This window comes from Arthrobacter rhizosphaerae (assembly GCF_023062595.1).
In the GTDB taxonomy this organism is placed as follows: Bacteria; Actinomycetota; Actinomycetes; order Actinomycetales; family Micrococcaceae; genus Arthrobacter; species Arthrobacter rhizosphaerae.
In genome coordinates this window covers 144432-162503 of sequence record NZ_JALLAN010000013.1, presented here as the reverse complement: position 1 = coordinate 162503, position 18072 = coordinate 144432, and the positions used below count along the sequence as shown (strand labels likewise).

The window sequence follows — 18072 nt, the reverse complement described above, 5'->3', positions numbered from 1 at the left end:
ATCAGTGGTTCTAACGTGCATCTTCCGGTGATGGCAGATTGTGAGCGGGGCCTGGGAAGGCCGGACAGGGCTTTGGACGTCGTACGGTCCGAGGAAGCCAAGGACCTGGACAATTCAATGGACTTATTACTGCTCGTAGAGAACACCTGCAGTCAATCTGTTCAAGTTCCCCGGAATGCCCAGTGGAAGGTCCCATCATGTCGATGGCTTACCAGATCATCGAATTCTTCCTGATAGGCGGATTGTTTCTGCTGATTGGTTTCCTGTGGGGACGAAAAGCCGGCAACAAGACTACTGCCGGGGCAGGGCACCGGCAACAGCCTCAACAGACTGATGTTCCCCGAGACAGATCCTTCCAAGCAGGGTTCCAAGCCGGGCATCTCCAGGGTTGGCGGGACGCTACAGCCCCAGCGCCAGCTCCACCGACAACATCTGGTCCACTTCAGGTATCGCCTGCGCCGGAGCGGGCACGGCGGGACCTGGCAGAAGACGGCTTCATCTTCCAGCCGGAAACGATCAACCCCACCGATTCCCCCCACGCAGGCAGTCCCTTCGTGAGCGAGCAGGAACGTCAATGGATCCCTCTGGCTGGTTCTGATCGACAGCCGACGGCGGCCGTGCCGCCGTCCATGGATCTGCCCTCACCCGCAATTGTGTCTGCGTCCTCCGGGCAGGCTTGGTCGCGACAGGGGTTTGCGCCGCCTCCGCCGGCCTGGCCGACTCCCCAGGAGACCGAGGGGGAACGGCGTGCCCGCAAGGAGAAGCGCGACCGCCAAAACATCAACATCACCCTGTACATGGCCAGTCTTCTCCTTGTTGCCGCCGGCGCATTGTTCCTGGGGACGAATCTGCCGACCCTTCTGAAGTTTGTAGGGGTCTGCGGCATCACGGCACTTTTCTACACTGCAGGATTTGTGCTCCACCGAAGGGTCCCGCGCCTGCGCCCTGCCGCCGTGGCTTTTGCTGGAACTGGTCTTGCGCTTATCCCGGTGGTGGGCCTGGCCCTGTACAACTTTGCGCTGCAGGACGGGCCCATTGCCTGGCTGACCACGTCGTTGCTCGGCCTGGCCGCCTACTCGTTTGCCGCGGTGCGGTTGGAAAGCCGTGTTCTGGCGTATTTGTCTTTGACGTTTGTGGTCTCCAGCACCTGGTCAGGAGTATCTGTTTTAGGCGGTGCATTGGTCTGGTATTTCACCGCGATGATTGGCCTGGCGGTGCTCCTGACGCTCTTGACCGCGCTTCGCCCACGGTGGCTTCCGCCGCTGTATGTGAAACCTTTGATCCAGCTGCACCCCCTGGTGGTTCCGGCGGTTGCAGTTTCCGTCACTCTGGTGCCGCTCCTTGTCACCAAGGCCGAATACGCCCTGGTGATGTTTCTCTGCGGTCTGTATCTCGCCGTCGTGGCTGCCGTCCCGGGCCGCTTCAGGCTTCTGAATTTCTATGGTGCGCGGGCAGCGCTCACGGTAGCGGGCGCAGCAGCCGTCTGGGAGTTGACGGATCGTCCTTCCTCGATGGCTTTGGCGATTTCCGCCTTGCTGGCAGTACAGGCACTGGTCCTGGGATTTTCCCGGCAGCGCGTGGCACGGTGGTTCGGCGGGGGCACCAATCGTTGGAACCTGGACGTAGCAGCGACTTTCACGGTCCAGCTCATTGGCTCGTGGGTTTGGGTGATTTGGACCGGGTTTGAAGCAGGTTACCGCCCATCTGGTCTGCCCGTCTGGCTTCCCCTGCTGGCTACACTTCTGATCGGCATGGCACTGGCGACCCGACTGCTGGGAGTAGCCGAATGGATGCCTGTGGCCACGATCGTGGCTGCCGCATCTGTGAGTCACGTCCTGGGAGAGCGGCAATTGGTTGTCTTCCTCATTCTCGCCGTCCTGTTCTGGCTGTTACGGGCGGTGCTGCCTGGACCCGGGCGCGGCTACTTTGTACTCGCCGCCCGCGTCGCAAGCACGCTGGCTGTCCCGCTCGTAGTGTTCGAGGTGATGGGGGAGTCAGCCCAGCGCATCGTGGGAGCTCTGCTGGCCTTCATTCTTGCTCTGGTGATGCAGCAACTGGTCTCCGCCGGATTGCTCAAAGTGGGTATTCGCACACTTTCCCCTGGCTCCACGCTTGCAGGCAGTGCGATTGCCGGGTTGCTCGCTATTATCGCGATGCCGTCTTTCGACGAGACTCCGGGCAAGGCCCTGACAGCCACGACACTCCTCGTCCAACTTGGCGCTGCCTTTGTCATCGGCTGGCTCCTGTTGTTGAACGGACGCTTATCGGGAGATCATGCAGATGGCCGAAGCCAGGGGCGGTGGATTCCCACGGTAGGCGAGCTCCTGCCATTGGTAGCTTCCCTGATTCTTGTGCCGCTGGCCTTTAGCCAGGTGTCCCTGGCCGCGGGAAACATCGCGCTTCTGCTGACGGCCGCCTATCTGACTGCATCTGGTGCCAGGCTGTCCACCGTTCGCCATCGCTGGACCTACTGGTGGATGGCGCGCGGCATGTTGACTGTCCTCGGCCTGACTGTTTTTCAACAGATCACGGATGCGGCAGGGCCTTTGGTTTTCGCGGGTGAAAGTTTCACCCCGTCCCTCGTGGCTGTCCTTGTGCTGGGTGCTCAACTGGTTTTTCCATTGGCAGCTTGGCACTTATCCGTCGAGCGGGTACCCAGCCATGGGGCTATGGTTGGAGACGTCGCCGTGGTCTTGGGGCTGCAAGCCATGGCCGTGCTGCTGCTGGGATCGTCAATGGACAATTCCGGCATGGGCTGGCCGGGTACCCTGTGTGCCGTGGTGCTCGCGCTGAGTGCCGCCAGTTCAGGATTTGTACTTCGAGGGAACGTGCCGGCAGCATCCCTCGCTCCGTCGGTTTTCGCCTTTCTGCTTGTCATCCGCGGCGATAAAATCCTGGATGTTGAACTCGTGCTGGCAATCTTCACGGTCTACGGCCTCGCCATGGTTATGGCGATCCAAGGAAACCGGACCAAGGGTGCCTATTTCCTCGGTGTGCGCGTATTGTCCGCTGCGTTGGTCGTCGTACTGATTCACGACGTCACAGGTTCTGCTTCGGCGGTGGCGGTGTCACTCGCCGTCGTTCTCGCCGCCCAGCATGGGATTCGATGGCTGATGCGGAACCGACTGGCGGAGATCTCTTACCAGCAGGCTGCCGTTTGGGGGACCCTGGCTGTTCAGGCAGTCCTGCCGATTCAAGAGATTCTCCTGGGACGGCTTTCCTCCGGGGCTGAGGCTGGAAGCCTGCGCTGGGTGGTTCTCCTGGAATTGGTGCTGCTTCTGGCCTCGGCGGTCACTGCCAGCCGATCCTTTGCTGCCCGTGGCGCTGTGTATCTGAGTGTCTACGCTGCTGTGTTCGGTATCGTAGCTCTCGGACCGCTGCTTCGCTCAGGAGCAGGGCCGGAACAGCAGGCGGTTTTTCTGGCTGCTCCCGTACTGAGCCATGACGGGGTCGCCCTGGTGCTGCTCGCTCTCTCAATTGCAGGTGCTGCTTTCGGGATTTTCGTTCGACGCCGGCATCTTCCCTCTGGTGAGACCAGTCGAATTGGGGCCACTTACAGCCGCCGGGCGATCCCGGATATCGAAGACCGTCTTTGGCTGGCAGCCTCCGGCGCTGCAGCGGTGACAGCTTGTGCGGTTTCTCCGCTGGCTGCAGATTGGATTGCGGGCGTGTCTATCCTGGTTGTTTCCGTTGTCTGTTTTGTGGCCTCGCATCTTGAACGGATCGGGGCCTTGTACCCGCCGGCAGTGCTGGCCGCGCTGGCGGGTGCCAGCCTGGCTGCCCTCGACATCGTTTCTGTCGGGGACGACCCCTGGGGAAGCTATCTTCCGTGGTTGGCAGGATGCGGACTTTCGGCTGCAATCCTGTACCTCGGAAGGTGGGCCAATCAGGCGCAGCTCGCAACCGACCCCCTGAGGCGTTGGTCATTGGCTGGGGGAGGAATCGTTGGCCTGGCCTTTGTAGCAGCAATGGGGCTTGCGGAAGATGCAACTGCGGGAACCGCGGCCGTCCTGGTGACAGCTGTGTCCCTGGCCTGCTGGCTGGAGGCGCCTACCAGGATCCGGCGGCTGACGGCGGAACTGGGTGCCCTTGCAGTGACCGCTTCCGTCCAGCGGGCAGTACTCTTCATTGGTTGGCCGGCTCAGGGTCCGGATCCGTTCTGGGCGGCCCAGTGGTTCGTGATTCTGGCCGCACTGCTCGCTGCGTTGAGGTTCGCGGCCGGCCAAAGCCTGCCGGGCCGAGTAATCCTGGGCGCGGGTGCGGCCCTCTTGTCGGCGAGCGGAATAGCCATAGTGTTTGGAGGGACGCAAAGTCAGCAACTCTGGGTGCTGGTACTTCTGGCAATCCTGCTGCTTGTGGGTGCTGCGCGCAACGAACCCCTGTTCGTCTGGTGGGGAGCGGCCGGCGTCACGCTATGCCTGATGTGGGCCATGCGTCAGTACACCTTCGCTCTACTGGCGCTCATGGCTGTCGCCCTCATCATCTTTGCGGTGTGGCGGCTGAACCGAACGAAACCAGCCGCTGCTGATTCTTCGGGCGCGTCCGGAGCTCCAGACCGGGCGCCAAACGGCGAAGGACCTGTCGGTGGCCCCTGATAGTGTTGGTTTCGATGAGAGGAGCCGGCATGGGTTGGCTGATATTCCTGGTGATAGCTGTAGTTGTTGTAGCTGGAGTCTTTTGGGCGAAGAACCACTTCCGCCAAGAGATTGAGCGCGCAAAACGCATCAACAGGGCAAACAAGGACAAGTAGCCCACCACTTAAGGTGAAGCTGTCCTGGGCGCTGGCTGCCCGGTTCAGTTATGAGCTTCGACGCGCTCTGCTGAGAGCCTGCAGCCAGTAGAAGGACTCCTTGGGGGTACGCTCCAGGGTGTCAAAATCAACGTGGACCAGACCGAACCGCTGGGAGTATCCGGCGGCCCACTCGAAGTTGTCGAGCAGCGTCCAAACGTAGTACCCCAGCAGTTCCACGTCCTCCGCGATTCCGCCGGGCGCCGTCGCATCCAGGGCATGCGCGAGATGACCGGAGAGGTAACTGATCCTGTCGGCGTCGTCGATGGGACCTGACACATGATCAGGTTCAGGAAAACTCGCACCGCTCTCCGTCACGAAAACAGGCGGCAGCGCTGCCCCATATCTGTCTTTGAGTTCCCGCAGCAGGACACCGAGGTGCTCCGGCGCCACAGGCCAGCCGAATCCAGTTGTGCCGTACTCCGGGTAGCCCACCTCGTGAAAGGGCAGGCGGGCGACGGCGCCGGCAGTTGCCGGCAGCCTGACCGCTCCACGGCCCAAGGCGACCTTGACCGGGTAATAGTAGTTGAGGCCGTAGAAATCCAAGGGCTGATGGATGGTGCGGAGGTCGGCGTCGGAAATTTTCCCCATGGAGCGCAACCATGGCCGGGCCGCGAGGGGCAGCTTCGGGTATGTCCCCAGCAGGACCGGATCTGCGTAGATCCGGTTCATCAGCGTGTCGAACACCTTGGCCACGAGCCTGTCACCCGGCTTGGAGGTCGAAGGGCGCACGGGGGAGTGGAGGTTGGTGACGCCCACGCCGCCTTTGACTCCGGCGGCCCTGAGAGCCTGTACTGCAAGACCATGGCCCAGGAGTTGGTGGTGGATGGAGGGCAGCGCGTTGAACAGCAGGTCCCGGCCGGGTGCATGAACACCGAGGGCGTAGCCGTTAAGGGTCACCGAGACGGGCTCGTTGAGGGTTACCCACTGGGCGACCCGGTCACCGAACCGCTCCGCGGCGGCCGTGCTGTACTCGGCGAACCGCTCCGCGGTATTGCGGTTCATCCAACCGCCCTGGTGCTCCAACGGCAGGGGAGTGTCCCAGTGGTAAAGGGTGGCCATGGGAGAGATGCCGGCGTCGAGCAGTTGGTCAATGAGGCGGTCGTAAAAATCAAGGCCCTGGCTGTTGAAAGGCCCGGTGCCGTCAGGCTGGATGCGCGGCCAGGAAAGGGAGAAACGGTAAGAATCGACCCCCAGATCCCGCATCAGCGCTACATCTTCGGCAGAACGGTTGTAGTGGTCGCAGGCAACAGCAGGCGAATGTCCGTCCAGAATGGCACCGGGTTTCTCTGCAAATGCATCCCAGCCGGACGGCCCCCGTCCGTCGGCATTGAGGGCGCCCTCGATCTGAAAGGAGGCCGTGGCCACGCCCAGCGTAAAGCCGGGGGGCAGCCGGCTGGCCAGACTTTGAACAGACACAGAATCCTGCACAGTCATGCCCTTATCTTCCAATCGGCAGTTGCTGAAGGCAATAACCGGCCCTGCGACAATCAGGAGCGAGGGGTCCTCCCGGGGCTGTGTGCTGACTGATTCGCTTCTGTGGATAAAATCCGGCATACTAGATGAGTTGTTCAAGCGCTTCTTCGCGTCCCGATCCGGATAATGCCGGATGTCAGGGTCCAAGTGGAAGACCAAACATAACCCACTCCCCATGGAACTGCGGGCTGCTGCGCGTAAGAAGCGCGACACGCCCGACCGCGGGGGTCGGTTACGTCGGCAGGTTGAGGAACCCGGAAACGTCCGGATTCAGCTTGTGCGGCGGGTGGTAGTTACGACTTCAAATGCTTCGGCAGCCACATGCAACACGAAAGTAAACAGGGCAGCCCTAATTCGGGGGAAGCTACAGACTGAAAGAGAGTCAGGCGACATGGCGGGACAAAAAATCCGCATCCGGCTGAAGTCATATGATCACGAGGTCATTGACGTTTCAGCACGGAAGATCGTTGAGACGGTCACGCGCGCAGGCGCAACGGTTGTTGGCCCTGTGCCGCTTCCGACGGAGAAGAACATTTACTGCGTAATCCGCTCTCCGCACAAGTACAAGGACAGCCGTGAGCACTTCGAAATGCGTACTCACAAGCGTCTGATCGACATCATCGATCCCACGCCGAAGGCCGTTGACTCGCTTATGCGTCTCGACCTGCCTGCCGACGTGAACATCGAAATCAAGCTGTAGGGAGGTGCTGAGAGACTATGACCGCAACCCGTAACGTAAAGGGCCTGCTGGGCACGAAGCTCGGCATGACCCAGGTCTGGGACGAGAACAACAAGCTCATCCCCGTAACTGTGGTCCAGGCTGACTCGAACGTCATCACTCAGCTGCGTAACGCAGAGACTGATGGCTACGTCGCCGTTCAGATCGGCTACGGCCAGATCGACCCCCGCAAGGTCACCAAGCCCCTGGCTGGTCACTTTGAAAAGGCAGGCGTCACGCCTCGCCGTCACGTCGTCGAACTGCGCACTGCAGATGCTGACTCTTACGAGCTGGGCCAGGAGCTTTCAGTTGAGCTCTTCGAAGCCGGCCAGAAGATCGACGTCGTTGGCACCACCAAGGGTAAGGGCTTCGCCGGTGTTATGAAGCGTCACGGCTTCCACGGCGTTGGAGCTTCCCACGGTGCACACAAGAACCACCGTAAGCCCGGTTCAATCGGTGGCGCATCCACCCCGAGCCGCGTCTTCAAGGGCATGAAAATGGCCGGCCGCATGGGCGCCGTCCGTCACACCACGCTGAACCTCACCGTTCACGCGGTTGACGTCGAGAAGTCGCTGCTCCTGATCAAGGGCGCCGTTCCCGGTGCCCGCGGCCAGGTCGTACTCGTACGCACTGCCGTGAAGGGAGCCTAGTTCAATGACTAGCACTGTCAAGGTTGACCTGCCTGCAGAGATCTTCGACGTTCAGACCAACGTGCCCTTGCTGCACCAGGTCGTCGTTGCACAGCTCGCTGCTGCTCGCCAGGGTACCCACAAGACCAAGACCCGCGCCGAAGTTTCCGGTGCAGGTCGCAAGCCGTTCAAGCAGAAGGGCACCGGCCGCGCCCGTCAGGGTTCAATCCGTGCTCCTCACATGACCGGTGGTGGCGTTGTTCACGGCCCCACACCGCGTGACTACAGCCAGCGGACCCCCAAGAAGATGATTGCTGCTGCACTGCGCGGCGCGTTGTCTGACCGCGCCCGCAACGGACGCATCCACGTTGTTGCTGAACTGGTTGCCGGCACCAAGCCGTCTGCCAAAGAAGCACTGGCAACACTGCGCGGCGTTTCCGAGCGCAAGAACCTGCTCGTTGTCATTGAGCGCGCCAACGATGTTGCAGCACTGTCCGTGCGCAACCTCGAGGAAGTTCACGTTCTGTACGCAGACCAGCTGAACACCTATGACGTTCTCGTTTCTGACGACGTAGTCTTCACCAAGGCTGCCTACGAAGCATTCGTTGCTGACAAGGCTGCAAAGAACGAGGAGGATGCCAAGTGAGTGCAGCCACCATCAAAGACCCCCGCGACGTCGTGCTTGCACCTGTCGTGTCGGAAAAAAGCTACGGCCTGATCGATGAGGGCAAGTACACCTTCCTGGTGGACCCCCGCTCGAACAAGACCGAGATCAAGCTGGCCGTGGAGAAAATCTTCTCCGTCAAGGTCGAATCGATCAACACCATCAACCGTGCCGGTAAGCGCAAGCGGACCAAATTCGGATGGGGTACCCGCAAGAACACCAAGCGTGCGATTGTCACCCTTAAAGAAGGCACTATCGACATCTTCGGCGGTCCGCTCGCGTAGCGGAGACCACTTTAACGAGGAAATGAATTATGGGAATCCGTAAATATAAGCCGACTACCCCGGGCCGTCGCGGCTCGAGCGTAGCGGACTTCACTGAAATCACGCGGTCGACGCCGGAAAAGTCGTTGGTACGTCCGTTGCCCAAAAAGGGTGGCCGTAACAACTCCGGTAAGATCACGACCCGTCACAAGGGTGGTGGACACAAGCGCCAGTACCGTCTGATCGACTTCCGTCGCCACGACAAGGACGGCGTCAACGCCCGCGTTGCCGAAATCGAGTACGATCCGAACCGCACGGCTCGCATCGCCCTCCTGCACTACGTTGATGGCACCAAGCGTTACATCATCGCGCCGAACAAGCTGTCCCAGGGCGACTTCGTAGAGGCAGGTGCCAACGCTGACATCAAGCCTGGCAACAACCTGCCCCTGCGCAACATCCCGGTGGGTACCGTTATCCACGCAGTTGAACTGCGTCCGGGTGGTGGCGCCAAGATGGCCCGCTCCGCTGGCGCCTCTGTACAGCTCGTCGCTAAGGAAGGCCGTTTCGCCCAGCTGCGTCTGCCCTCCGGCGAAATCCGCAACGTCGATGTGCGCTGCCGCGCAACCGTCGGTGAAGTTGGTAACGCTGAGCAGTCGAACATCAACTGGGGCAAGGCCGGCCGTATGCGCTGGAAGGGCGTCCGCCCGACCGTCCGTGGTGTAGCCATGAACCCGGTTGACCACCCGCACGGTGGTGGTGAAGGTAAGACCTCCGGTGGACGACACCCGGTCAACCCGAACGGTAAGCCTGAAGGCCGTACCCGCCGCCCCAACAAAGAGAGCGACAAGCTTATTGTTCGTCGCCGTCGTACTGGCAAGAACAAGCGATAGGAGCCTGGACACATGCCACGCAGCCTGAAAAAAGGTCCTTTCGTTGACCAGCACCTCTTTGTAAAGGTAGCCAGGGAAAACGAAAAGGGCACCAAGAACGTCATCAAGACCTGGTCCCGCCGCTCGATGATCGTCCCCGACATGCTCGGCCACACGATCGCCGTGCACGACGGACGCAAGCACATTCCGGTGTTTGTCACCGAGTCGATGGTCGGGCACAAGCTCGGCGAATTCGCTCCCACGCGGACATTCCGCGGCCATGTCAAGGACGACCGTAAGGGCAAGCGCCGCTAGGCGCCTGCACTTACGTCAAAGACGAGAGAAGGAAAGCAATGGAAGCCAAGGCAATTGCGCGTCACATCCGCGTAACGCCTATGAAGGCCCGGCGCGTCGTCAACCTTGTTCGTGGTAAGCAAGCGAACGAGGCTCTGGCAATTCTGAAGTTTGCCCCCCAGGCAGCTTCTGAGCCGGTATTCAAGGTAGTACAGTCGGCAATCTCCAACGCCCGGGTCCTCGCGGACCGCGACGGCGTGGCGTTTGACGAAGGTGACCTCATCATCAGCGAAGCGTTTGTTGATGAAGGCCCGACCATGAAGCGGTTCCAGCCGCGTGCTCAGGGTCGTGCATTTCAGATCAAGAAGCGCACCAGCCACATCACCGTGGTAGTCGCTACCCCGGAGAAAGAGGAGGCTCGCTAAGTGGGACAGAAAGTAAACCCGCACGGGTTCCGACTCGGCATCACCACCGATCACGTATCGCACTGGTTCGCTGACAGCACCAAGGCCGGCCAGCGGTACAAGGACTTCGTTCGCGAAGACATCCGTATCCGCCAGCTCATGTCCACGGGCATGGAGCGCGCCGGTATCGCCAAGGTTGAGATCGAGCGCACCCGCGACCGTGTCCGCGTGGACATCCACACGGCACGTCCGGGCATCGTTATCGGCCGCCGCGGCGCCGAGGCAGACCGCATCCGTGGCGAGCTCGAAAAGCTCACCGGCAAGCAGGTTCAGCTGAACATCCTCGAGGTCAAGAACCCCGAGATGGAAGCCCAGCTTGTTGCCCAGGGTGTTGCAGAGCAGCTGACTTCCCGTGTGGCTTTCCGCCGTGCGATGAAGAAGGCAATGCAGTCAGCACAGCGCGCCGGTGCCAAGGGTATCCGTATCGCTTGCTCCGGTCGTTTGGGTGGCGCAGAAATGTCCCGCTCGGAGTTCTACCGTGAAGGCCGTGTGCCCCTGCACACCCTCCGCGCGAACATCGACTATGGCTTCTACGAGGCCAAGACCACCTTCGGCCGCATTGGCGTGAAGGTCTGGATCTACAAGGGTGACGTCACCGCCAAGGAACTGGCACAGCAAGCAGCTGCTGCTCCGTCCCGTGGCCGTGGTGCCAGCGACCGTCCGGGCCGCCCGGGTGGCGCTGACCGTGGTGACCGCCGTCGTCGTACCGACCGTCCGGCAGCCGAAGCAGCTCCTGCTGCTGAAGCCGCTCCGGCAGTTGAGGCTGCACCCGCTGCAGTAGAAGGAGGACAGGCTTAAATGCTTATCCCACGTCGAGTCAAGCACCGTAAGCAGCACCACCCGGGTCGTTCCGGCGCTGCTACGGGCGGCACCAAGGTCTCCTTCGGTGAGTACGGCATCCAGGCTCTGAGCCCGGCATACGTCACTAACCGTCAGATCGAATCCGCACGTATTGCAATGACCCGCCACATCAAGCGTGGCGGTAAGGTCTGGATCAACATCTACCCGGACCGTCCGCTGACGAAGAAGCCTGCTGAAACCCGTATGGGTTCCGGTAAGGGTTCTCCGGAGTGGTGGGTTGCAAACGTCAAGCCGGGCCGGGTTCTCTTCGAACTCTCCGGTGTCAATGAAGAGGTAGCTCGCGAGGCCCTGCGCCTTGCAATCCACAAGCTCCCGTTGAAGGCACGCATTGTGCGTCGCGAAGGTGGTGAATAGAAATGGCAGTAGGGTCGAAGGATCTCGCACCCGCACAGCTGGACGGTTTCGACAACGAGCGTCTCGTTGAAGAACTCCGCAAGTCCAAGGAAGAGCTGTTCAACCTGCGTTTTCAGTCCGCCACCGGTCAGCTGGAGAACCACGGTCGTCTGCGCGCGGTAAAGAAGGACATCGCTCGCATCTACACCGTTCTCCGTGAGCGCGAGCTGGGCATTCGTGCCGAGGTTGCCGCACCGGTTGTGGAAGCCAAGGAAGAAAAGAAGTCCAAGAAGTCAGCAGCCAAGGCTGAGAAGGCTGAAAAGCCGGCCGAAGCTGAGACCGAGGAGGACGCCAAGTGAGTGAAAAGGACGAGAACGTGACGGAAACTGTTTCTGCTGCGGCAGCTACGGCTGAGCAGCGCGGTTACCGTAAGACGCGTCGTGGCTACGTGGTCTCGGACAAGATGGAAAAGACCATCGTTGTCCAGGTTGAAGACCGCGTGAAGCACGCCCTGTACGGCAAGGTCATCCGCCGCACCTCGAAGGTCAAGGCTCACGACGAGCAGAACATCGCCGGCATCGGCGATCTCGTGCTCATCGCCGAGACCCGCCCGCTGTCCGCCACTAAGAACTGGCGGCTTGTGGAGATCCTCGAAAAGGCCAAGTAACACCATCGGCTTTGCTGAAGCGAAGCTGCATTGGAAACCCCCGTTCCCTTTGGGAGCGGGGGTTTCCGCGTCTCCATGTGATATGGGGACCCAGAAGAATTGTGCTAGGATATTGAGTTTGTATGGCGCCGTTCGTGCGCTGTCATCAACCTCGTAAACAATCGTGCCACGGCATAGTGCCCCCTTGCGTCCTGAGCAGTCAGGATTCGCCTGGGAAGCAAATGTTTTTGGCACGGGAGTTTAGGCCTGGTCTGGCAAAATCCAGGCAGGTCAAGAGACACCCCGATCAACCGTTCCGCAAGGCTCATTCCGTAGGAAGATTTTCGGTCTGAGAACCCGCGCGACGCAAGGAGTAAACAGTGATTCAGCAGGAGTCGCGACTCAAGGTCGCCGACAACACGGGTGCTAAGGAAATCCTTACCATTCGCGTTCTCGGTGGATCTGGCCGTCGCTACGCAGGCATTGGCGACGTCATCGTCGCTACCGTCAAGGACGCAATCCCGGGCGGCAACGTAAAGAAGGGCGATGTGGTTAAGGCCGTCATCGTCCGTACCAAGAAGGAACGCCGCCGTGCGGATGGTTCCTACATCAAGTTTGACGAGAACGCAGCTGTAATCCTGAAGAACGACGGTGACCCCCGCGGCACCCGTATCTTCGGACCGGTTGGTCGTGAGCTCCGTGACAAGAAGTTCATGAAGATCGTTTCTCTGGCTCCGGAGGTGCTGTAGTCCATGGCTAAGATCAAGAAGGGTGACCTCGTTCAGGTCATCACTGGCGCCAAGGCTGAGCGCGGCGGCGACCGTGGCAAGCAGGGCAAGGTTCTGCGCGTATTCCCCGAGACCAACCGCGTGTTGGTTGAAGGCATTAACCGCGTAACCAAGCACACCAAGGTCGGTCAGTCGCAGCGCGGCACCAAGACCGGTGGCATCGAGGTCGTTGAGGCTTCAATCCACATCTCCAACGTGGCTCTGGTTGACCCGTCCACCAAGAAGCCCACCCGCGTAGGTTTCCGCACCGAGACCGTTGAGCGCGATGGCGTGAAGCGTGAAGTGCGCGTACGCGTGGCCAAGAGCTCCGGGAAGGACATCTAATGACTGAGACTCTCGAGACTCCGGCAAGCAAGATCGTTCCTCGTCTGAAGACCAAGTACGCGGATTCCATCAAGGACACGCTTGTTGAGGAATTCAAGTACGAGAACATTAACCAGGTTCCGCGCCTGGTCAAGGTTGTCGTGAACATGGGTGTTGGAGATGCCGCAAAGGACTCCAAGCTGATCGACGGCGCTGTCCGCGACCTCACCCTGATCACAGGCCAGAAGCCCCAGGTCACCAAGGCCCGCAAGTCGATCGCTCAGTTCAAGCTGCGCGAAGGCATGCCCATCGGTGCACACGCAACTCTGCGTGGAGACCGCATGTGGGAATTCCTGGACCGCCTGGTAACCCTCGCACTGCCCCGTATCCGCGACTTCCGCGGCCTCAGCGGCAAGCAGTTCGATGGCAACGGCAACTACACCTTCGGTCTGACCGAGCAGGTTATGTTCCACGAGATCGACCAGGATTCCATTGACCGCGTTCGCGGTATGGACATCACGGTTGTCACCACTGCAAAGACCGATGACGAAGGCCGCGCGCTGCTGAAGGCGCTTGGCTTCCCGTTCAAGACCGAAGATTAATCTAGCTACATAAAAGGTCCGCCTGACCAGGTACTGGGAATTGATTCCCGGACCAGCCAGCGGAAACCGTTATGAGGAAGGGCAAGAGCCCACATGACTATGACAGATCCTGTCGCAGATATGCTTACGCGTCTGCGCAACGCAAACTCGGCATACCACGATTCCGTGTCTATGCCTTACAGCAAGCTCAAGGCACGCGTCGCTGACATCCTGAAGGCCGAAGGTTACATCGCCTCCTGGAAAGAAGAAGACGCTGAGGTTGGCAAGAAGCTGACCCTCGAGCTCAAGTTCGGCCCGAACCGCGAGCGTTCAATTGCTGGCGTTCGTCGTATTTCCAAGCCGGGACTGCGCGTTTACGCAAAGTCCACCAACCTGCCGCACGTGCTCGGTGGCCTGGGTGTCGCAATCCTGTCCACCTCTTCCGGCCTCTTGACTGACAAGCAGGCCGGCAAGAAGGGCGTGGGCGGCGAAGTCCTCGCTTACGTCTGGTAACGGGAAAGGAAGAGAATAATGTCACGTATTGGACGTCTCCCCATCACCGTTCCTGCCGGCGTTGAGGTCAAGGTTGACGGCTCTGTCGTCAGCGTCAAGGGTTCCAAAGGCGAGCTGAGCCACACTGTGCCCAGCCCGATCGAGGTATCCCTGGAAGAAGGCACCCTGACTGTCGCCCGCCCGAACGACGAGCGCGCCTCCCGTTCGCTGCACGGCCTGACACGCACCCTGATCGCAAACATGATCCAGGGCGTCACCGCAGGCTACGAGAAGAAGCTTGAAATTGTCGGTACCGGTTACCGCGTTCAGGCCAAGGGTTCTGACCTGGAGTTCGCTCTGGGCTACAGCCACCCCGTCAACGTCTCGGCACCGAACGGCATCACCTTTGCAGTAGAGGGTCCGACCAAGCTCTCTGTCTCTGGTATTAACAAGCAGCAGGTCGGCGAAGTTGCTGCCAACATTCGCAAGCTGCGGAAGCCGGACCCCTATAAGGGCAAGGGCATCCGCTATGCCGGCGAAGTCATCCGCCGCAAGGTCGGAAAGGCTGGTAAGTAACCATGGCCATAGCAATTAACAAGAAGCGTACGAACAAGAGCAAGTCTGCCGCACGCAGCCGTCGCCAGCTTCGTATCCGCAAGCGCCTCTCAGGTACGGCTGTACGTCCTCGTCTGGTCGTCAACCGTTCCGCACGCCACATATTCGTCCAGGTTGTCGATGACACCAAGGGCCTGACCGTGGCTGGCGCCTCCACAATGGAAGCCGACCTTCGTGCATTCGACGGCGACAAGACTGCCAAGGCTAAGCGCGTTGGCGAACTCGTTGCTGAGCGCGCCAAGGCCGCCGGAATCGAAGCTGTTGTCTTCGACCGCGGTGGTAACAAGTACCACGGTCGGATCGCAGCTGTTGCTGACGGTGCACGTGAAGGTGGGCTGTCACTGTGACGGAAGCAAACAAGGAAAAGGACACTGTGTCTGCAGATCAGAAGGCACCCGTTGCCGTAGCTGCTGAAGCCACTGAGACCACTGCCCCCGCAGCCGCTGATGACCGCCGTGGTGGCGCTCGTCGTGGCGAGCGTGGTGACCGTGGCCAGGGCCGCGGCGACCGTGGTGGCCGTGGTGGCCGCGACGGCGGCCGCGAAGCCGAGAAGAGCCAGTTCGTAGAGCGCGTTGTTACCATCAACCGCGTTTCCAAGGTCGTCAAGGGTGGTCGTCGCTTCAGCTTCACCGCACTCGTCGTCGTTGGTGACGGTAACGGTATGGTCGGCGTCGGCTACGGCAAGGCGAAGGAAGTTCCCGCAGCAATCGCCAAGGGCGTTGAAGAGGCCAAGAAGTCCTTCTTCCGCGTTCCCCGCGTTGGCAGCACCATCCCGCACCGTGTGCAGGGTGAAGCTGCTGCAGGCGTCGTAATGCTGCGTCCGGCTTCCGCCGGTACCGGTGTTATCGCTGGCGGTCCGGTCCGTGCAGTATTGGAGTGCGTGGGTATCCACGACATCCTCTCCAAGTCGCTCGGTTCCTCCAACGCCATCAACATCGTTCACGCGACTGTTGACGCTCTGAAGCGCCTGGAAGAGCCCGCGTCCGTGGCAGCCCGTCGTGGCCTGCCGCTGGACGAGGTTGCTCCGCCTGCTTTGGTGCGCGCTCTTCTGAACCAGAACCAGAAGGCAGGTGTCTAAGGCATGGCCAAGAACCTGATTCCCTCCGATGCACAGTTGGAGATCACTCAGATCAAGTCCGCCATTGGCGGCAAGCAGAACCAGCGCGACACCCTGCGGTCCCTCGGCCTGAAGCGTATCGGACACACTGTTGTTCGCACCGCTGACGCCGTGACCGTCGGAATGCTCAACACGGTTCCGCACCTGGTAAAGGTAGAGGAGGCGAAGTAAATGGCAGAGAAGAACACCGCCGAAAAGGCACAGGGCGCCACTGCTGAGAAGCAGAACGCACTGAAGGTTCACCACCTGCGTCCCGCCCCGGGTGCCAAGACCGCCAAGACGCGTGTTGGTCGTGGTGAAGGTTCCAAGGGTAAGACCGCTGGTCGCGGTACCAAGGGTACGAAGGCCCGCTACCAGATCAAGGCTGGCTTTGCCGGCGGCCAGTTGCCGCTGCACATGCGCCTGCCGAAGCTGCGCGGCTTCAAGAACCCGTTCCGGGTTGAGTACCAGGTTGTTAACCTGGACAAGCTCAACGAGCTGTTCCCGGAAGGTGGCGCTGTCACCGTGGAGAACCTGGTTGCAAAGGGTGCCGTTCGCAAGAACCAGCCCGTCAAGGTGCTGGGTACCGGTGACATCACCGTCAAGGTTGACGTCACGGTGGACGCATTCTCGGCCAGTGCGGCCGAAAAGATTGCTGCAGCAGGCGGAAGCACCACCGCGCTCTAAGTGAGTGCGGGCAAGCAGTTGCCTATTGCGAAAAAACTCCCGGTTGCCGGGGCTCAGGCCTCGTCAACCGGGAGTTTTTTCATTTTCGGGGCCTCGCCGATTATCGGCGGAGCGCATCCACCCGTTAGACTCGGTTGTTGGGTTTATTGACCCTGCTCACATGACTTCATTAAACAACTCAGGAGGACGCTTGCTTAGCGCATTTGGCCGGGCCTTTCGCACGCCTGATCTGCGACGCAAGTTGTTGTTCACGCTGGGAATCATCACAATCTTCCGCTTGGGCGCTTTCATCCCCTCGCCTGGTGTGAACTACCAGAATGTCCAGCAATGCTTGTCGACAGGTCAGACCTCGGGCGGTATCTACCAGCTCGTCAACTTGTTCAGCGGCGGTGCCCTGCTGCAAGTGTCCATCTTCGCCTTGGGGATCATGCCGTACATCACGGCAAGCATCATTGTGCAGCTCCTGCGGGTGGTTATTCCCCGTTTCCAGCAACTGTACGAAGAAGGCGCCTCGGGCCAGTCGAAGCTGACGCAGTACACGCGTTACCTGACTATCGCCCTTGGCCTGTTGAACGCGACGACACTGGTGTCGTTGGCCCGTTCCGGGCAGCTGCTGCCTGGCTGCAACCTTCCCATCATTCCTGATGACAGCATCATCACCACCATCCTCCTCATCATCACGCTGACTGCCGGTACCGGCCTCATCATGTGGATGGGCGAGCTGGTGACTGAAAAGGGTGTCGGCAACGGCATGTCCCTCCTGATCTTCACGTCGATCGCCGCCGGCTTCCCCACCTCCCTTGGCGCCATCTGGACGTCACAGGGCCCGGGAACGTTCTTCATGGTGATCGCGATCGGCCTGCTGACCGTTGCCCTTGTGGTGTTCGTCGAGCAGTCCCAGCGGCGTGTCCCCGTACAGTACGCAAAGCGTATGATCGGCCGCAGGACCGTGGGTGGAACCAGCACGTACATTCCCATCAAGGTGAACATGGCCGGCGTCGTGCCCGTTATCTTTGCTTCTTCGATGCTGTACCTGCCGGGTCTGATCTCCCAGTTCAACCAGCCCAGGGCGGGCGAACCCGTCCAGCCGTGGGTCGAATGGATCAACAACAACCTGACACGTGGGGACCACCCCATCTACATGGCGCTCTACTTTGCCATGATCGTTTTCTTTACTTACTTCTACGTCGCGATCACCTTCAACCCTGAAGAGGTCTCCGACAACATGAAGAAGTACGGTGGCTTCATTCCCGGTATCCGGGCAGGCAAGCCAACCGCGGATTACCTGCAGTACGTCCTCTCACGGATCACGCTGCCCGGAGCCCTCTACCTGGGCTTTGTGGCACTGATTCCGTTGGTGGCCCTGGTCCTGATCAACGCCAACCAGAACTTCCCGTTCGGCGGCACCTCGATCCTGATCATGGTGGGCGTAGGCCTTGAAACGGTCAAGCAGATTGATGCGCAGCTACAGCAACGTCACTATGAAGGGCTCTTACGATGACCA

The 18072-nt window shown here is 60.4% G+C and carries 24 protein-coding genes; 23 read left to right on the top strand and 1 reads right to left on the bottom strand.

Annotation, left to right across the window (positions count from 1 at the left end; genetic code table 11):
* The first annotated feature begins 197 nt into the window (after positions 1–197).
* Both MU551_RS17190 and MU551_RS23375 read left to right on the top strand, forming a co-directional pair.
* Complete coding sequence (locus MU551_RS17190; protein ID WP_247046535.1) at positions 198–4595, top strand: hypothetical protein; 4398 nt, start codon at positions 198–200, stop codon at positions 4593–4595.
* A gap of 29 nt (positions 4596–4624) precedes the next feature.
* On the top strand, positions 4625–4750 hold the full coding sequence (locus MU551_RS23375) for a hypothetical protein (RefSeq protein ID WP_281507256.1): 126 nt from the start codon (positions 4625–4627) through the stop codon (positions 4748–4750).
* Between the two features lie 48 nt (positions 4751–4798).
* On the opposite strand, the gene MU551_RS17185 is transcribed toward MU551_RS23375, so the two are convergent.
* On the bottom strand, positions 4799–6226 hold the full coding sequence (locus MU551_RS17185; protein WP_247046534.1) for a GH1 family beta-glucosidase: 1428 nt from the start codon (positions 6224–6226) through the stop codon (positions 4799–4801).
* 430 nt (positions 6227–6656) lie between these two features.
* Between MU551_RS17185 and rpsJ the strand changes: the two genes are divergently transcribed.
* From rpsJ to secY, 21 genes are all read left to right on the top strand, one after another.
* A complete protein-coding gene (gene rpsJ / locus MU551_RS17180) occupies positions 6657–6965 on the top strand; it encodes a 30S ribosomal protein S10 (RefSeq protein WP_038464699.1) in 309 nt (102 codons plus the stop codon).
* A 17-nt stretch (positions 6966–6982) separates the two neighbouring features.
* Entirely contained in the window at positions 6983–7633 is a 651-nt protein-coding gene (gene rplC / locus MU551_RS17175; protein WP_003803812.1) for a 50S ribosomal protein L3, read from the top strand.
* Positions 7634–7637: 4 nt separating this feature from the next.
* Positions 7638–8258 (top strand): 50S ribosomal protein L4, encoded by a 621-nt coding sequence (gene rplD / locus MU551_RS17170; protein WP_247046533.1) that lies wholly within the window; start codon positions 7638–7640, stop codon positions 8256–8258.
* Positions 8255–8560: a 50S ribosomal protein L23 gene (rplW, locus tag MU551_RS17165; protein ID WP_011692807.1), complete on the top strand. Its 306-nt coding sequence runs from the start codon at positions 8255–8257 to the stop codon at positions 8558–8560. Before rplD ends, rplW begins: the two co-directional genes overlap by 4 nt.
* 29 nt (positions 8561–8589) lie before the next feature.
* Positions 8590–9429 carry a 50S ribosomal protein L2 gene (gene rplB / locus MU551_RS17160; RefSeq protein WP_247046532.1) on the top strand — a complete coding sequence of 280 codons (840 nt, stop codon included), beginning with the start codon at positions 8590–8592 and terminating at the stop codon, positions 9427–9429.
* Positions 9430–9441: 12 nt separating this feature from the next.
* On the top strand, positions 9442–9723 hold the full coding sequence (gene rpsS / locus MU551_RS17155; RefSeq protein ID WP_018773666.1) for a 30S ribosomal protein S19: 282 nt from the start codon (positions 9442–9444) through the stop codon (positions 9721–9723).
* Positions 9724–9761: 38 nt separating this feature from the next.
* Positions 9762–10127, top strand: a complete 366-nt coding sequence (gene rplV, locus MU551_RS17150) for a 50S ribosomal protein L22 (protein ID WP_003803798.1) — start codon at positions 9762–9764, stop codon at positions 10125–10127.
* A complete protein-coding gene (gene rpsC / locus MU551_RS17145) occupies positions 10128–10964 on the top strand; it encodes a 30S ribosomal protein S3 (RefSeq protein ID WP_247046531.1) in 837 nt (278 codons plus the stop codon).
* On the top strand, positions 10965–11381 hold the full coding sequence (rplP, locus tag MU551_RS17140) for a 50S ribosomal protein L16 (RefSeq protein WP_003803795.1): 417 nt from the start codon (positions 10965–10967) through the stop codon (positions 11379–11381).
* 2 nt (positions 11382–11383) lie between these two features.
* Positions 11384–11719: a 50S ribosomal protein L29 gene (rpmC, locus tag MU551_RS23370; RefSeq protein ID WP_281507255.1), complete on the top strand. Its 336-nt coding sequence runs from the start codon at positions 11384–11386 to the stop codon at positions 11717–11719.
* The gene (gene rpsQ, locus MU551_RS17130) at positions 11716–12027 is read left to right on the top strand and encodes a 30S ribosomal protein S17 (RefSeq protein WP_247046530.1); all 312 of its coding nucleotides are present in this window, start codon (positions 11716–11718) and stop codon (positions 12025–12027) included. Before rpmC ends, rpsQ begins: the two co-directional genes overlap by 4 nt.
* 359 nt (positions 12028–12386) lie before the next feature.
* Positions 12387–12755 (top strand): 50S ribosomal protein L14, encoded by a 369-nt coding sequence (gene rplN / locus MU551_RS17125; RefSeq protein ID WP_003803789.1) that lies wholly within the window; start codon positions 12387–12389, stop codon positions 12753–12755.
* A gap of 3 nt (positions 12756–12758) precedes the next feature.
* On the top strand, positions 12759–13118 hold the full coding sequence (gene rplX / locus MU551_RS17120; RefSeq protein ID WP_066436866.1) for a 50S ribosomal protein L24: 360 nt from the start codon (positions 12759–12761) through the stop codon (positions 13116–13118).
* A complete protein-coding gene (gene rplE, locus MU551_RS17115) occupies positions 13118–13699 on the top strand; it encodes a 50S ribosomal protein L5 (RefSeq protein ID WP_247046529.1) in 582 nt (193 codons plus the stop codon). Before rplX ends, rplE begins: the two co-directional genes overlap by 1 nt.
* A gap of 93 nt (positions 13700–13792) precedes the next feature.
* A complete protein-coding gene (gene rpsH / locus MU551_RS17110) occupies positions 13793–14191 on the top strand; it encodes a 30S ribosomal protein S8 (protein WP_056425243.1) in 399 nt (132 codons plus the stop codon).
* Between the two features lie 18 nt (positions 14192–14209).
* Positions 14210–14746 (top strand): 50S ribosomal protein L6, encoded by a 537-nt coding sequence (rplF, locus tag MU551_RS17105; protein ID WP_247046528.1) that lies wholly within the window; start codon positions 14210–14212, stop codon positions 14744–14746.
* Between the two features lie 2 nt (positions 14747–14748).
* A complete protein-coding gene (gene rplR, locus MU551_RS17100) occupies positions 14749–15132 on the top strand; it encodes a 50S ribosomal protein L18 (protein ID WP_247046527.1) in 384 nt (127 codons plus the stop codon).
* Positions 15129–15863, top strand: coding sequence for a 30S ribosomal protein S5 (gene rpsE, locus MU551_RS17095; protein WP_247046526.1), 735 nt, complete (start codon positions 15129–15131; stop codon positions 15861–15863). The genes rplR and rpsE overlap by 4 nt, the downstream gene beginning before the upstream one ends.
* A 3-nt stretch (positions 15864–15866) precedes the next feature.
* Positions 15867–16073: a 50S ribosomal protein L30 gene (rpmD, locus tag MU551_RS17090; RefSeq protein WP_056626615.1), complete on the top strand. Its 207-nt coding sequence runs from the start codon at positions 15867–15869 to the stop codon at positions 16071–16073.
* On the top strand, positions 16074–16568 hold the full coding sequence (rplO, locus tag MU551_RS17085) for a 50S ribosomal protein L15 (RefSeq protein WP_247046525.1): 495 nt from the start codon (positions 16074–16076) through the stop codon (positions 16566–16568).
* Positions 16569–16758: 190 nt separating this feature from the next.
* On the top strand, positions 16759–18069 hold the full coding sequence (gene secY, locus MU551_RS17080) for a preprotein translocase subunit SecY (protein WP_247046547.1): 1311 nt from the start codon (positions 16759–16761) through the stop codon (positions 18067–18069).
* The last annotated feature ends 3 nt before the right edge of the window (positions 18070–18072 follow it).

Bases quoted from the DNA above. Each gene is read 5' to 3' on its own strand.
- MU551_RS17190 (WP_247046535.1), top strand. From the start codon at position 198: ATGTCGATGGCTTACCAGATCATCGAATTCTTCCTGATAGGCGGATTG.
- MU551_RS23375 (WP_281507256.1), top strand. From the start codon at position 4,625: ATGGGTTGGCTGATATTCCTGGTGATAGCTGTAGTTGTTGTAGCTGGA.
- MU551_RS17185 (WP_247046534.1), bottom strand. From the start codon at position 6,226: ATGACTGTGCAGGATTCTGTGTCTGTTCAAAGTCTGGCCAGCCGGCTG.
- rpsJ (WP_038464699.1), top strand. From the start codon at position 6,657: ATGGCGGGACAAAAAATCCGCATCCGGCTGAAGTCATATGATCACGAG.
- rplC (WP_003803812.1), top strand. From the start codon at position 6,983: ATGACCGCAACCCGTAACGTAAAGGGCCTGCTGGGCACGAAGCTCGGC.
- rplD (WP_247046533.1), top strand. From the start codon at position 7,638: ATGACTAGCACTGTCAAGGTTGACCTGCCTGCAGAGATCTTCGACGTT.
- rplB (WP_247046532.1), top strand. From the start codon at position 8,590: ATGGGAATCCGTAAATATAAGCCGACTACCCCGGGCCGTCGCGGCTCG.
- rpsS (WP_018773666.1), top strand. From the start codon at position 9,442: ATGCCACGCAGCCTGAAAAAAGGTCCTTTCGTTGACCAGCACCTCTTT.
- rplV (WP_003803798.1), top strand. From the start codon at position 9,762: ATGGAAGCCAAGGCAATTGCGCGTCACATCCGCGTAACGCCTATGAAG.
- rplP (WP_003803795.1), top strand. From the start codon at position 10,965: ATGCTTATCCCACGTCGAGTCAAGCACCGTAAGCAGCACCACCCGGGT.
- rpmC (WP_281507255.1), top strand. From the start codon at position 11,384: ATGGCAGTAGGGTCGAAGGATCTCGCACCCGCACAGCTGGACGGTTTC.
- rplX (WP_066436866.1), top strand. From the start codon at position 12,759: ATGGCTAAGATCAAGAAGGGTGACCTCGTTCAGGTCATCACTGGCGCC.
- rplE (WP_247046529.1), top strand. From the start codon at position 13,118: ATGACTGAGACTCTCGAGACTCCGGCAAGCAAGATCGTTCCTCGTCTG.
- rpsH (WP_056425243.1), top strand. From the start codon at position 13,793: ATGACTATGACAGATCCTGTCGCAGATATGCTTACGCGTCTGCGCAAC.
- rplF (WP_247046528.1), top strand. From the start codon at position 14,210: ATGTCACGTATTGGACGTCTCCCCATCACCGTTCCTGCCGGCGTTGAG.
- rplR (WP_247046527.1), top strand. From the start codon at position 14,749: ATGGCCATAGCAATTAACAAGAAGCGTACGAACAAGAGCAAGTCTGCC.
- rpmD (WP_056626615.1), top strand. From the start codon at position 15,867: ATGGCCAAGAACCTGATTCCCTCCGATGCACAGTTGGAGATCACTCAG.
- rplO (WP_247046525.1), top strand. From the start codon at position 16,074: ATGGCAGAGAAGAACACCGCCGAAAAGGCACAGGGCGCCACTGCTGAG.